The following is a 13,065-nucleotide window of genomic DNA, read 5'->3' as shown; positions in this document are numbered from 1 at the left end:
ATCATGCCTCATCCTTGCCAAAATCCACGGTGTGGACTATAACCGTGGGACCGAATATCCACGGCGTGGAATTAACCTGGAGACCCGGATGCGGAACTTTCCGTGGCGTGCGGCGGACGTGGTCGATCTGCCGGTGATCGGCACCCCCGTCGACACGCTCACCGACCTGAGCCGGACGCCCGGAGGGCCGGGCGTCCGGCTGGCCGCGGTCCGCCTGGAGGCGGCAGCGTTCAAGCGAGAGTTCGCGACGACGGGGACGCCTGACCGCATCACCACCTGCGACCTGGTCACACTGCCCTACCCGACGCGATTCGGCCTCTTCCGGGCGTCGCACGCGATCGCGCCATTCCTGTCGATAACCAACCGCATGCTCGTCATCCGGTGGCATGAGACCGACGGTCGGTCGCGTGTCCTGCTGTTCGAGCCCAGCGACGTCGAACTGGGCCGGTACACGCCCTACTTCGACAGGCTTGCGCAGCGTACGCCTGACGTCGTCGCCCGCCGGATGCTGACCGAGCATGGAACGGTGCTGGACCATCTCGCCGGCCTGGGCATCGCGCCGGGAGACATCGACTACCTCCTGTTCGACCACCTTCACACCCAGGACCTTCGGCGCTGGGTGGGGACCACGGCGTATCAGGAAGACCTCGGTTGTCAGCCGCAGCCGGCCTTTCCGAACGCCAAGGTCATTGTTCAGCGTGATGAACTCGCGGGCATGGCCGAGCTCCACCCGCTGCAAAAGCCCTGGTACCAGCCCGGTTCCTACCGTGATGTACCGGCGGAGGCGTTTCTCCCGATCGAGGGCTCGGTGATGCTCGGCCCCGGCGTCGCCGTGGTGAAGACACCGGGGCATGTGTTCGGCAACCAGACTCTGGTCGTCAACACCTCGACCGGCATATGGGTCAGCAGCGAGAACGTCATAGCGGCCGAGTGTCTGACGCCGGAGCACTCGAAGCTCCCGGGCCTGGCGAAGTGGAGCCGCGAGTGGGGGCAGGAGGTCGTCCTCAACGCCAACAGCATCGAGAGCACGGCCGACCAGTACAACTCGGTCATCCTCGAGAAGACGCTCGCCGATCCGTGCCAGGAAGACCCGCGTTTCCTACAGTTCTTCCCGTCCAGTGAGCTGACCGGCGCCTGGACGAACCCTGGCACCAGGCCGACGTTCAGCCATCGCACCATCACCCACGCGAACTAGCGAGCGACGACCGTGAACCGTTTTGTGCTGCCCCCCGAGTCCGTGCTCCGCGCTCGCGAGAAGCTCGTTCTCGACCATTTCCGCGATGAGGTCGCCCAGGACTGGGACGCCACCTTGTCCACCTTCCCGCATCCGCACTACGAGCTCATCGCGTTGATGAGGGTGCACGACGGCGACTCGGAGGTCCGCGAGTACTACGACGGTACCCGCGTGGCCTTCCCCGACCAGAACCACGAGATCATCGCCCTGCGTCACAGCGTCGACGCGGTCATCGTCGAGTTCTGGCTGATGGGCACCCACCTGGGCCCCCTCGGCAAGATCCCGTCGACCGGTGCCGGGCACCGCACCCGCATGAACGCCTACTTCATCTTCGACGAGAACGAGAACCTGGTCACCGAGCGCATCTACTTCGACCAACTGACCATCCTCAAACAGCTCGTCGCGGGGGTCGACAAACGCAGGCCGAGCGGTCTGCTGAAGCTCATCCGCATCCTCAAGGGGGCCCTCGCGATGGCCGGCGGTGCAGCAGATCCGCGACTCCTTCGCAGCACCCCGCCCGACTTCATACGCCGACCCGTCGCCCCCGACACAGGAGAACCGCTATGAGCACGCGACTCGAGGCCCTCAGGTGAGAGTCCACCACCTCAACTGCGGGACGATGCGGCTGCCGGGCGCCGATCTGGTCTGTCACGTACTGGCGGTCGAAACCAGCACCGGGCTGGTGCTCATCGACTCCGGATACGGGACGGAGGACATCGCGGAACCGGCCCGCCGAGTGGGCATTGTCCGCCACCTCGTCCGTCCGGCGTTCGATGTACGGGAGACCGCGCTGCACCAGATCAACGAGCTGGGCTTCCAGGCGAAGGACGTCTCACACATCGTAATCACCCATTTCGACCTGGACCATATCGGGGGACTCTCGGACTTCCCGGACGCGCGGGTCCATGTGACATCCGCCGAGGTGCGAGGCGCGCTGTCACCGGCCACCCGCCTGGAGAGAGCACGGTACCGCCGCATCCTGCTGTCCCACCGCCCAAAACTGGTGGAGCACGACCCGGCCGGGGATCAATGGCGCGGGTTCACAGCCGCCAAGCAACTCACCGAGATCGACGACGGCATCGTGCTGGTGCCCATGCCCGGCCACACCAGAGGACATGCCGCCGTCGCGGTCGACGCCGGCGACTACTGGGTCCTGCACTGCGGGGACACGTTCTACCACCGGGGGACACTCGACGGCACATGCCATGTCCCCGCCTCGCTACGGGTCCAGGAGCGTCTGGTGGCACACGACATCAAGGCGCTGCGAGCCAACCAAGAACGCATCGCGGAGCTCCGGGAAGGCGACCAGGAACACCTGATGGTGGTGTGTGCCCACGATCCCTCCCTGTTCCGGGCCGCCCGCGCACGCAGCGCGGCTCCGCGCCGACTTCCCCGCCGGGACCGCTGAACCCGTCCACCAGCCGCCTTGTGGGCACCCCACAAGGCGGCACACCGGCCGGGTGGGAGAAAAATGACACACCTCGGCCGCTTTCTTCGGACACGCGTCCGCCGTCGGGGACATCGTGCAACTATGGCCGGGCGATGCCCGGCTGACCGTGAGGGAAGATCCCCGTTCCCTTCGTCGTTGCCACCTCGCATAAGCATTCAATGCGCGTGACAGGAGTGGAACACCGTATGCCCAGCCCTTCCACCACCCAGCCCACCGCCCAGATCGGCGTCACCGGGCTCGCCGTCATGGGCAGCAACCTCGCCCGCAACTTCGCCCGGCACGGGCACACCGTCGCTCTCCACAACCGCACGTTCGCCAAGACCAAGGCGCTGATGGAGGAGCACGGCCACGAGGGGAACTTCGTGCCGGCCGAGAGCGCCGCGGAGTTCGTCGCAGCCCTCCAGCGGCCCCGGCGGCTTGTCATCATGGTCAAGGCGGGTGCGCCCACCGACGCCGTCATCGAGGAGTTCGCACCCCTCCTCGAAGAGGGCGACGTGATCATCGACGGGGGCAACGCCCACTTCGATGACACCCGGCGCCGGGAGAAGTCCCTGCGCGAGCGCGGGCTGCACTTCGTGGGCACCGGCATCTCCGGTGGCGAGGAGGGCGCGCTCAACGGGCCCAGCATCATGCCCGGCGGATCGGCGGAATCCTACAAGTCCCTCGGCCCGCTGCTGGAGGACATCTCCGCCAAGGTGGACGGCGTCCCCTGCTGCACCCATATCGGCCCGGACGGGGCCGGCCACTTCGTGAAGATGGTGCACAACGGCATCGAGTACGCCGACATGCAGCTCATCGCGGAGTCGTACGACCTGCTGCGGCGGGCGCTGGGCATGACGCCGGGCGAGATCGCGGAGGTCTTCCGCACCTGGAACGGCGGCCGGCTCGAGTCGTATCTGATCGAGATCACCGCCGAGGTGCTCGGGCACACCGACGCCGCCACCGGCAAGCCGTTCGTGGACATCGTTCAGGACCAGGCCGAGCAGAAGGGCACCGGCCGCTGGACCGTCCAGACCGCGCTGGACCTGGGCGTGCCGGTGAGCGGGATCGCCGAGGCGGTGTTCGCCCGCTCGCTGTCCGGCCACGCGGATCTGCGGGACGCCTCGCAGGGGCTGCCGGGGCCGTCCGGCGAGAAGCTCACGGGCGCGGCGGCGGAGCGGTTCGCCGACGATGTCGAGCAGGCGCTGTACGCCTCGAAGATCGTGGCGTACGCGCAGGGCATCCACCAGATCGAGGCGGGCAGCCAGGAGTACGGCTGGGACATCGACCCGGGGGCGGTCGCGAGGATCTGGCGTGGCGGCTGCATCATCCGGGCGCGGTTCCTGAACCGGATCACCGAGGCGTACGCCAAGGACCGCAAGCCCGTCACGCTGCTGACCGACGACCACTTCGCGGAGGCGCTGGGCGCGGCGCAGGACGCCTGGCGGCGAGTGGTGGCCACCTCGGTCGAGCTGGGCGTGCCCGCACCGGGCTTCTCGGCGGCGCTGGCGTACTACGACGCGCTGCGCTCGGAGCGGCTGCCCGCGGCGCTGGTCCAGGGGCAGCGGGACTTCTTCGGCGCGCACACCTACCGGCGGGTGGACCGCGAGGGTTCGTTCCACACGATGTGGGGCGCCGACCGCGACGAGCGTACGGCCTGACGTCGCGACGTCGTGACGGCACGAGGGCCGTGTCCCCGCCCGGATTCCGGCGGGGACACGGCCCTCGTGCCGTTGTGTGCCACGGCCCTCGCGCCGCCGCGCCGTCAGGGTGTGTAGCGGCGGAAGGCGGGCACCGCGGCGGCCAGCCCGAGTGTGCTGACGGCCACCAGCAGCCCGCCCGCGGCGACCGCCGCGCGGGCCCCGAGGAGGGAGCCCGCGGTGCCGTGCAGCAGGTCGGCGATGCGCGGGCCGCCCGCCACCACCACGGTGAACACGCCCTGCATCCGGCCGCGCATGTCATCGGTTGCGGCCGACTGGAGGATCGCCCCGCGGAAGACCATCGAGACCATGTCGGCGACGCCCGCCAGGGCGAGGAAGGCCACCGCCCACCACAGGTTCGGGCTGAGTCCGAATCCGGCGATGGCCACGCCCCAGGCCACCACGGCGGCGATGACCATCAGGCCGTGGCGGCGGGCGCGGGAGAAGGTGCCGGACAGCAGACCGCCGGCCACCGCGCCGATCGGGATCGCCGCGAAGAGCAGGCCGAGCGCGAACCCCTCGCCCCAGGGCGCGTAGGTGTGCGAGGCGAGCTGGGGGAAGAGTGCGCGGGGCATGCCGAAGACCATGGCGATGATGTCCGCGAGGAAGGACATCAGCAGGATGCGGTGGGCGGCGATGTACCGGAAGCCGTCGACCACATCGCGCCATCCGGCCCGTCGGCCGCCGCCCGCGGCGCCCTCGGTGAGCGGCGGGAGGGACGGCAGCCGCCAGACGGCCCACAGGGTGATGCACAGCGCCACGGCGTCGATGAGATAGAGCGTGGGCAGGCCGAGGACGGGGATCAGGGCGCCCGCGAGCAGCGGCCCGATGATCATGCCCGTCTGGGCGACGGTGGACTGGAGGGCGCCCGCGGCGGGCAGTTCGTCGGCGGGCACGAGGCGGGCGACGGAGGCGCTGCGGGCCGGGGAGTTCATGCCGAAGAAGCCCTGCTGGGCGGCGAGCAGCACCATGAGCACCGCCACCGAGTCCAGACCGGCGAAGGACTGGGCCCAGAACAGCAGCGAGGTGACGGCGATGCCCACGTTGGTGACGAGCATCAGGGTGCGCCGGTCCATCCGGTCGGCGACCACCCCGCCCCACAGTGCGAAGACCACCAGCGGGAGGAGCCCCGCGAAACTGGCGTAGCCGACCCACGCCGATGAGCCGGTGATGTCATAGATCTGCTTGGGGACGGCCACGGCGGTGAGCTGGCTGCCGATGGCCGTGACGGTGGTGGAGGTCCACAGCCGCCGGAAGGGGCGGTGGCGCAACGGCCGGGTGTCCATCACCCAGCGGCGCCAGCCGGGTTTCGGCGGCGGGGCGGGGGCGCCGCCCTCGGCTCCGGGAGGCTTGTCGTCGTCCCGGGCGGTGGGTTCTATCTCGTCGTCGCTGCTTCTGGCGGTCTCCACGGCTGGTTCGATTCCTCCTACATCCATTCGGGCCGGGAACCATTGTGACGACCCCCGGCCCGCGCCGTGGCCCCGGCTCCTCAGTCCCCGGCCGCGGGACGCATCTGCCGCCGGCCGTGGATGCTGCCGCTCAGTGAGGTCAGCCGGGTGCCGCTGCCGCCGCCGCGGTCGGCGATGATCTCGGCCGCGATGCTGACGGCGGTCTCCTCCGGGGTACGGGCGCCGAGGTCCAGGCCGATCGGCGAAGCGAGCCGGGTCAGCGCCTCCTCGCCGAGACCGGTGGCGCGCAGCCGGCGGAGCCGGTCGTCGTGGGTGCGGCGGGAGCCCATGGCGCCGACGTAGGCCAGCGGCAGGCGCAGGGCGACGTCCAGCAGCGGCACATCGAACTTCGGGTCGTGGGTGAGCACACAGACCACCGTGCGTTCGTCGATCCGGCCCGCCTCCGCCTCGGTGCGCAGATAGCGGTGCGGCCAGTCGGTCACCACCTCGTGTGCGTCGGGGAAGCGGCGCGCGGTGGCGAAGACCGGCCGGGCGTCGCACACGGTGACGTGGTAGCCGAGGTACGCGCCGATCCGGGCCATGGCCGCCGCGAAGTCGACGGCACCGAAGACCAGCATCCTCGGCGGGGTGGCGTGGACGGAGACGAACAGGGTGAGCTCCTCGTCCATACGTGTGCCGTCGTAGCCGTAGCGCAGGGTCTCGGTGCGCCCGCCGGCCAGCAGTCCGCGCGCGTCCTCGGCGATGGCCGCGTCCAGCCGCCCGGAGCCGAGGGATCCCGAGGTGCCCTCGGGCCGTACGACCAGCCGGCGGCCCAGCCGCCCCTCCGGGTCGGGCCCGTCGACGGCCACGCAGATCACCTCGGCCACCGGCTCCCCGGCGGCCACCGCGGTGGCCACCTCGCCCAGTTCGGGGAAGCCTTCGGGGTCGACCCGCTCCACATACACATCGATGATTCCGCCACAGGTCAGCCCGACCGCGAAGGCGTCGTCGTCGCTGACGCCGTAGCGCTCCAGCACGGGCGTTCCGCTGTCGGTCACCTCCTGGGCCAGTTCGTAGACGGCGCCCTCGACACAGCCGCCGGAGACGCTGCCGATCGCGGCGCCATCGGGCCCGACCAGCATGCTCGTCCCGGGCGGCAGCGGGGAGGAGTGCCAGGTCGCCACCACCGTGGCACGGGCGAACGGCTCGCCCCGGCCCCACCATCGGTGCATCTGCGCTACGACGTCTCGCATGGAATCCAAATCTCCTCGCCGACCCATGTAAGAGGTTGATACATTCAATGTATGAGCCTCTCACATCACTCACCGAGTAGCGACATCATCTTGCGGATCAACGGCACGTCCCACCCGATGACCATCGACAACCGGACGACCCTGCTCGATGTGCTGCGCGAGCGGCTGGGGCTCACGGGCACCAAGAAGGGCTGCGACCACGGTCAGTGCGGGGCCTGCACGGTACTGGTCGACGGTGAGCGGGTGAATAGCTGCCTGGTGTTCGCGGTGACCGCCGAGGAGCGCGAGATCGTCTCCATCGAGGGCGTGGCGGCGCTGTCGGACGGCGGGGAACTGCACCCGGTGCAGCGCGCCTTCCTCGACCATGACGGGCTCCAGTGCGGCTACTGCACCCCGGGCCAGATCTGCTCCGCCATCGGGGCGCTGGGCGAGGCCGGGCGCGGCTGGCCCAGCCATGTCACCGAGGACACCGCCGCCGGGGTGGCCGATGTCTCTGAGCTGGACGCGCGGGAGGTGCGCGAGCGCATGAGCGGCAATCTGTGCCGCTGCGGTGCGTACAACGGCATCGTGGAGGCCGTGCTGGAGGCCGCGGGCGCCGAGGACACTGCCACGGTCGGGGGCGCCCGATGAAGGAGTTCGCCTACGCCCGCGCGGGCGACGCCGACGAGGCGGCCGCGCTGATCGCCGAGCGCCCGGATGCCACCTACCTCGGCGGGGGCACCAATCTGGTGGATCTGATGAAGCTCGGCGTCACCGGCCCCGGGCTGCTCATCGACGTCTCCCGGCTGCCGTACGACCGGATCGAGCACCGCGACGACGGCTCCGTGCTCATCGGCGCCACCGTGCGCAACGGCGCTCTGGCGGGCGATCCGGGCATCCGCGAGCGCTTCCCGCTGCTGTCCCAGGCGCTGCTGGCCGGGGCGTCGGGGCAACTGCGCACGGTGGCCACGGTGGGCGGCAATCTGCTGCAACGCACCCGCTGCGGGTACTTCCAGGATGTGAGCAAGCCGTGCAACAAGCGCGAACCGGGCACCGGGTGTCCGGCGATCCGGGGCGCGCACCGCGATCTGGCCGTGCTGGGCACCTCCGACCGGTGCGTGGCCTCCCACCCCTCCGACATGGCGGTGGCGCTGGTGGCGCTCGACGCGGTGGCGCATCTGCGGTCCGTGGACGGCGGCTCGCGCACCGTTCCGGTGGCGGAGCTGTATCTGCTGCCCGGCGAGACACCGCACCGGGAGACCGTCCTGGACCACGGTGACCTCATCACCGCCGTGGAGCTGCCCCCGCCGCCGCCAGGTGCCCGGATGCGCTACCGCAAGGTACGGGACCGCTGGTCGTACGCCTTCGCGCTGGTGAGCGCCGCCACCGCGGTGTCCGTGGCCGAGGATGGCTCGCTCCAGGACGTGCGGATCGCGCTCGGCGGGGTGGCGCCCCGGCCGTGGCGGGCCCGGATCGCCGAGGAGCGGCTGCGCGGCGCCCGGCCGGACGAGGAGACGCTGCGGGAGGCGGCCCGGGCCGAGCTGGCCGAGGCGCGGCCGCTGCCGGACAACGCCTTCAAGGTCGACCTGGCCATTGATCTGATGGTCGCGGGCGTCCGCGACCTCGCCGCGAGGAAGGACCGCGCATGACCACCGTCTCGCGATGTGTCGGCGCCCCGATGACCCGGGTCGACGGCCTGGACAAGGTGACCGGCGCGGCGCGCTACGCCTATGAGTTCCCCACTCAGGGCGTCAGCTATGTGTGGCCGGTGCAGGCGACCGTCGCCCACGGCCGGGTGACGGCGGTGGATCCCGCCCCGGCGCTGGCCCTGCCCGGTGTGCTGACGGTGCTCGACCACACCAACGCCCCGCGGCTGAACGCCGAGGCACAGGCGAGCGCGGACCTCTTCGTGCTCCAGTCCCCTCAGGTGGCCTACCACGGCCAGATGGTGGCCGCCGTGGTGGCCACCTCGCTGGAGGCGGCGCGCGAGGGTGCGGCCGCGGTCCGGGTGAGCTATGAGCGGGAGCCGCACGATGTGGTGCTGCGCGCCGACGACGAGCGGCTGGAGATCGCCGAGACGGTGACCGACGGCAGCCCCGGCCTGGTCGAGCGCGGTGACGCCGATGCGGCGTGGGCCGCCGCTCCGGTGCGGGTGGACAACACGTACACCACCCCGGTCGAGCATGTGAGCCCGATGGAGCCGCATGCCACCATCGCGGTGTGGGACGAGGACCGGCTGACGCTGTTCAACTCCGACCAGGGCCCGTACATGAGCGCGCAGCTCCTGTCCGCGCTGTTCGGGATCGAGCTGAGTGCGGTGGAGGTCGTCGCCGAGTACATCGGCGGGGGCTTCGGGGCCAAGGGCATTCCGCGCTCGCCGACGGTGCTGGCGGCGCTGGCCGCACGGGCCGTCGGACGGCCGGTGAAGATCGCCCTGACCCGGCAGCAGATGTTCCAGTTGATCCCCTACCGCTCCCCCACCATCCAGCGGGTGCGGCTGGGCGCCGGGCGCGACGGCCGGCTGACGGTGGTCCAGCACGACTCGGTGCAGCAGCGCTCGACCCTGGTGCCGTTCGCCGACCAGACGGTGTCCTCGACGCGGATGATGTACGCGGCGCCCAACGCCCGTACGACCGTGAAGGTGGCGCCGCTGGACGTGATGACGCCCGCCTGGTTCCGCGCGCCCGGCCACACACCGGGGATGTTCGCACTGGAGTCGGCGATCGACGAACTGGCCGAGGCGCTGGGCATGGACCCGATCGAGCTGCGGATCCGCAACGAGCCGGCGAACGACCCGGAGAGCGGCAAACCGTTCAGCAGCCGCAATCTGGTGGCCTGCCTGCGCGAGGGCGCGGCGCGCTTCGGCTGGGAGCACCGCGATCCGGCGCCGGGGATCCGGCGCGAGGGGCGCTGGCTGGTCGGCACCGGTGTGGCCGCCTCGCACCACCCGGACTACACCTTCCCCTCCTCCGCGGTGGCGCGCGCCGAGGAGGACGGGACGTACCGGGTGCGCATCGGCGCGGCCGACCTCGGCACGGGCGCCCGCACCGCCCTCACCCAGGTGGCGGCGGACGCGCTGGCCATTCCGGTGTCGCGGCTGCGGCTGGAGATCGGCCGCGCGTCGCTGGGCATGGCGCCGTTCGCGGGCGGTTCGCTCGGCACCGCCTCCTGGGGCTGGGCGGTGGACAAGGCGTGCCGTGCGCTGCTGAAGGAGCTGGACGTCTACGGAGGTATGGTCCCGGACGGCGGCCTCGAGGTGGTGGCCGACACCACCGAGGACCTGGGGCGGCGGGCGGATCTGTCACGGCACACCTTCGGGGCGCAGTTCGCCCAGGTGCGGGTGGACGCCGACACCGGTGAGATCCGGGTGGACCGGATGCTGGGCGTGTTCGCGGCCGGGCGGATCGTCAATCCGCACACCGCGCGCTCGCAGTTCCTGGGAGCCATGACGATGGGTCTGTCGATGGCGCTGCTGGAGATCGGCGAGGTCGATCCGGTCTTCGGCGACTTCGCCAACCATGACTTCGCGGGCTATCACATCGCCGCCCACGCCGATGTCCCGCGGCTGGACGTGGTGTGCCTGGAGGAGACCGACAACACCTCCAATCCGGTGGGTGCCAAGGGCATCGGCGAACTGGGCATCGTGGGCGCGGCGGCGGCCATCGGAAACGCCTTCCACCATGCGACCGGAGAGCGGGTGCGGGATCTGCCGATCCGTATCGAGCGCTCGCGGGAGGCGCTGCGGGCGGCCAGGTCCGCCGAAAAGCGCAGGCCAGGGGCGGGCGAGCCGGAGTCTCGGGTCCGGTAGGGTCACCCGAATGGCACCCACCCCGAAGGGACGCGCCACCTATCACCACGGCGACTTGGCCGCGGCGCTGGTGGAGGCGACCCTGGAGATCATCGATGAGGTCGGGGTGCGCGGTTTCTCCGTCGCGGAGGCCGCGCGCCGCACCTGTGTCAGCCCCGGTGCCCCGTACCGCCACTTCGCCGACCGTGACGCGCTGGTCGCCGCCGCCGCGCTGGAGGTCTCGCGGCGGCTGCGGGCCATCTACCTGGAGACCGCGGCCGAGACCGGGTCCGCTCAGGAGCGGCTGGCGGCGGTGGCGGGCAGCTTCGTGCGCGCGGCGGCCCGCTACCGCGGCGGGCTGGACATCCTCTTCGCCCCGGGGCTGCGGGCCACCCATCCGGAGCTACGGGACAGCACCCGGGAGTTCGTCGATCTGCTGTTGCCGAGCGCCTTCGAGGTGATCGCTCCGGGCGAGGGCCCGGCGACGGCCGTGGCGCTGCTCGACGCGCTGCATGCACTCGCCCGGGGGTATGTCGCCCAATTGCTGGAAGGGAAGTTCGGCGATCCGGATGACGTGGTCGAGGAGGTCGCCATCCGTGCGACCCGGGCCGCGCGGGCGCTGGTAGCGGGCTACGGCGTGCCGTCGGGGCATGTCGGCGAGGTGGCACGGGACCGCTGACGGAGGGACAGAATTTCCCGTTCCACTTCACGATCTTCGTTCGGCGCGCATACCGTCGATGCGGAACGGATCGGAGGAACAGATGTCCCTGAAATCCGGTAAGGGCGCCCACCGGGCGCCTTCGCGGCTGCGCTCGCCGTACGCCATCGGCGCACTGGGGGTGGCGGTCACCGCCGCCGTCCTCGCCACCCTCGTCCCGGCCACGGCCGGGACGACCGACCCCGACCACGACACCGGTACCGACCCGGCCCCCGCATCGTCCGTCTCGCACCCCGAGCGGGACTGGATGGGCTCGACGATCGCCCGCTACGAGAAGGCCGACCCCGGCGTCTCACCCAGGGCCACCAGAGCGGCCTCGGTGGAGGGTGTGGATGTCAGCGACCATCAGGGTTCGGTCGACTGGGCGGCCCTGTGGGACGACAACGTCCGATTCGCCTATGTGAAGGCCACCGAGAGCACGACCTACAAGAACCCCTCGTTCGCCGGGCAGTACAACGGCTCCTTCCAGCAGGGCATGATCCGCGGCGCCTACCACTTCGCCCTGCCGGATCGTTCCAGCGGCACCCGTCAGGCCGACTTCTTCGTGAGCAACGGAGGCGACTGGTCGGACGACGGCAGGACACTGCCGCCCGTCCTGGACCTCGAGTACAACCCGTACGGAGCAACCTGCTTCGGACTGACCGCGTCCCAGATCGTGGACTGGATCGGCGACTTCACGGCGCGGGTCAAGGAGCGCACCGGACGCCAGCCGGTGATCTACACCGCCACCGGCTGGTGGAAGACATGCACGGGCAACAGCGCCGCCTTCGCCGAGCGGAACCCCCTGTGGCTGGCGCGATACGCCGCCACCCCCGGGGAGCTGCCGGCCGGCTGGGAGACCCACACCCTGTGGCAGTACACCTCCACCGGGCCGCTGGTGGGCGACCACAACAGGTTCAACGGAAGCCTGGCGGGCCTCAAGGCGCTGGCCACGGGGTGAGGCGGCGGCTCTCAGCCGCCGAGCACACCGCCGACCCCGCCGAGCACACCGTCGAGCGTGTCCCCGACACCGTCCACCAGACCGCCCACCAGACCCTTGCCGTGGTGACCGCCCTCGCCGGGAGTGGACTGCGGCGGCTGGCTGGGCTGCTGCGAGGGGGTGGTCGGATCGGCGCTCGGGGTCGTCTCGCTCGGCGAGGAGTGCTCCGAGGGAACCTGGTCGTCCCGCTGTGCCGGGGTGGGGGCCGCGTGGGTGGTCGCGGCCTTTGAGGGGGCCGCGTCGGGGGTGGCCGGGGTGGTGGGCCGCTGCGCGCCGGCGCTCCGGTCCGTCGCCCCGCCACCGGGAGTGGCGGCGTCCGTGTCGTCGGAGATCAGCTTCGGCTTCGTGGACTCGCTGGGCGAGACATGGCTCTGCGAGGGCGAGTGGTCGACGGTGGGGTCGATGTGCGGCGCCTGCTCCTGCTGTGTGTTCACATCGGAGCGGGCCTGCACGGACTTGTCGCCGCCGGTCGTCGAGTGGAGGCCGAAGGCTATGGTTCCGGCCACTCCGAGGGCGGTAGCCGCCTTGAGCGTCGTGGTACGCGCCTGCTGGGCGGCGGTCGGTCGGCTGTGTCGACCCATTTCGCTGGTCTCCCCGT

General features: G+C 70.9%; 12 protein-coding genes. 9 read left to right on the top strand and 3 right to left on the bottom strand.

Annotation, left to right across the window (positions count from 1 at the left end; all coding sequences use genetic code 11):
- Positions 1–31: 31 nt before the first annotated feature.
- From ACK1X7_RS43790 to gndA, 4 genes are all read left to right on the top strand, one after another.
- A complete protein-coding gene (locus ACK1X7_RS43790; RefSeq protein WP_413116592.1) occupies positions 32–1,195 on the top strand; it encodes a hypothetical protein in 1,164 nt (387 codons plus the stop codon).
- Positions 1,196–1,207: 12 nt separating this feature from the next.
- Positions 1,208–1,801, top strand: coding sequence for an ester cyclase (locus ACK1X7_RS43785; protein ID WP_385152669.1), 594 nt, complete (start codon positions 1,208–1,210; stop codon positions 1,799–1,801).
- Between the two features lie 22 nt (positions 1,802–1,823).
- The gene (locus ACK1X7_RS43780) at positions 1,824–2,642 is read left to right on the top strand and encodes an MBL fold metallo-hydrolase (RefSeq protein ID WP_385152672.1); all 819 of its coding nucleotides are present in this window, start codon (positions 1,824–1,826) and stop codon (positions 2,640–2,642) included.
- Between the two features lie 227 nt (positions 2,643–2,869).
- Positions 2,870–4,324 (top strand): NADP-dependent phosphogluconate dehydrogenase, encoded by a 1,455-nt coding sequence (gene gndA / locus ACK1X7_RS43775; RefSeq protein WP_385152675.1) that lies wholly within the window; start codon positions 2,870–2,872, stop codon positions 4,322–4,324.
- Positions 4,325–4,428: 104 nt separating this feature from the next.
- Here the strand turns inward: gndA and ACK1X7_RS43770 are convergent, their stop codons facing one another.
- Together ACK1X7_RS43770 and ACK1X7_RS43765 are read right to left on the bottom strand one after the other, a co-directional pair.
- The gene (locus tag ACK1X7_RS43770) at positions 4,429–5,772 is read right to left on the bottom strand and encodes an MFS transporter (protein WP_385158293.1); all 1,344 of its coding nucleotides are present in this window, start codon (positions 5,770–5,772) and stop codon (positions 4,429–4,431) included.
- Between the two features lie 80 nt (positions 5,773–5,852).
- Positions 5,853–7,004, bottom strand: a complete 1,152-nt coding sequence (locus ACK1X7_RS43765) for an XdhC family protein (RefSeq protein ID WP_385158291.1) — start codon at positions 7,002–7,004, stop codon at positions 5,853–5,855.
- 51 nt (positions 7,005–7,055) lie between these two features.
- Between ACK1X7_RS43765 and ACK1X7_RS43760 the strand changes: the two genes are divergently transcribed.
- From ACK1X7_RS43760 to ACK1X7_RS43740, 5 genes are all read left to right on the top strand, one after another.
- Positions 7,056–7,634 carry a (2Fe-2S)-binding protein gene (locus ACK1X7_RS43760; RefSeq protein ID WP_361508040.1) on the top strand — a complete coding sequence of 193 codons (579 nt, stop codon included), beginning with the start codon at positions 7,056–7,058 and terminating at the stop codon, positions 7,632–7,634.
- The gene (locus tag ACK1X7_RS43755; protein ID WP_390794871.1) at positions 7,631–8,632 is read left to right on the top strand and encodes an FAD binding domain-containing protein; all 1,002 of its coding nucleotides are present in this window, start codon (positions 7,631–7,633) and stop codon (positions 8,630–8,632) included. The genes ACK1X7_RS43760 and ACK1X7_RS43755 overlap by 4 nt, the downstream gene beginning before the upstream one ends.
- Positions 8,629–10,791 carry a xanthine dehydrogenase family protein molybdopterin-binding subunit gene (locus ACK1X7_RS43750; protein WP_413116591.1) on the top strand — a complete coding sequence of 721 codons (2,163 nt, stop codon included), beginning with the start codon at positions 8,629–8,631 and terminating at the stop codon, positions 10,789–10,791. The genes ACK1X7_RS43755 and ACK1X7_RS43750 overlap by 4 nt, the downstream gene beginning before the upstream one ends.
- A 10-nt stretch (positions 10,792–10,801) precedes the next feature.
- A complete protein-coding gene (locus ACK1X7_RS43745; RefSeq protein WP_385157584.1) occupies positions 10,802–11,449 on the top strand; it encodes a TetR/AcrR family transcriptional regulator in 648 nt (215 codons plus the stop codon).
- A gap of 82 nt (positions 11,450–11,531) precedes the next feature.
- Positions 11,532–12,428 carry a lysozyme gene (locus ACK1X7_RS43740; RefSeq protein ID WP_413116590.1) on the top strand — a complete coding sequence of 299 codons (897 nt, stop codon included), beginning with the start codon at positions 11,532–11,534 and terminating at the stop codon, positions 12,426–12,428.
- Positions 12,429–12,439: 11 nt separating this feature from the next.
- Here ACK1X7_RS43740 and ACK1X7_RS43735 read toward each other — a convergent pair whose 3' ends face one another.
- The gene (locus ACK1X7_RS43735; RefSeq protein ID WP_390794868.1) at positions 12,440–13,048 is read right to left on the bottom strand and encodes an extensin; all 609 of its coding nucleotides are present in this window, start codon (positions 13,046–13,048) and stop codon (positions 12,440–12,442) included.
- Between the last annotated feature and the right edge of the window lie 17 nt (positions 13,049–13,065).

Origin of the sequence: Streptomyces sp. CY-1 (genome assembly GCF_047218265.1) — a bacterium.
GTDB lineage: Bacteria > Actinomycetota > Actinomycetes > Streptomycetales > Streptomycetaceae > Streptomyces > Streptomyces niphimycinicus.
The sequence above is the reverse complement of the archived record's forward strand: the minus strand, read 5'-3'. Positions and strand labels throughout refer to the sequence as shown.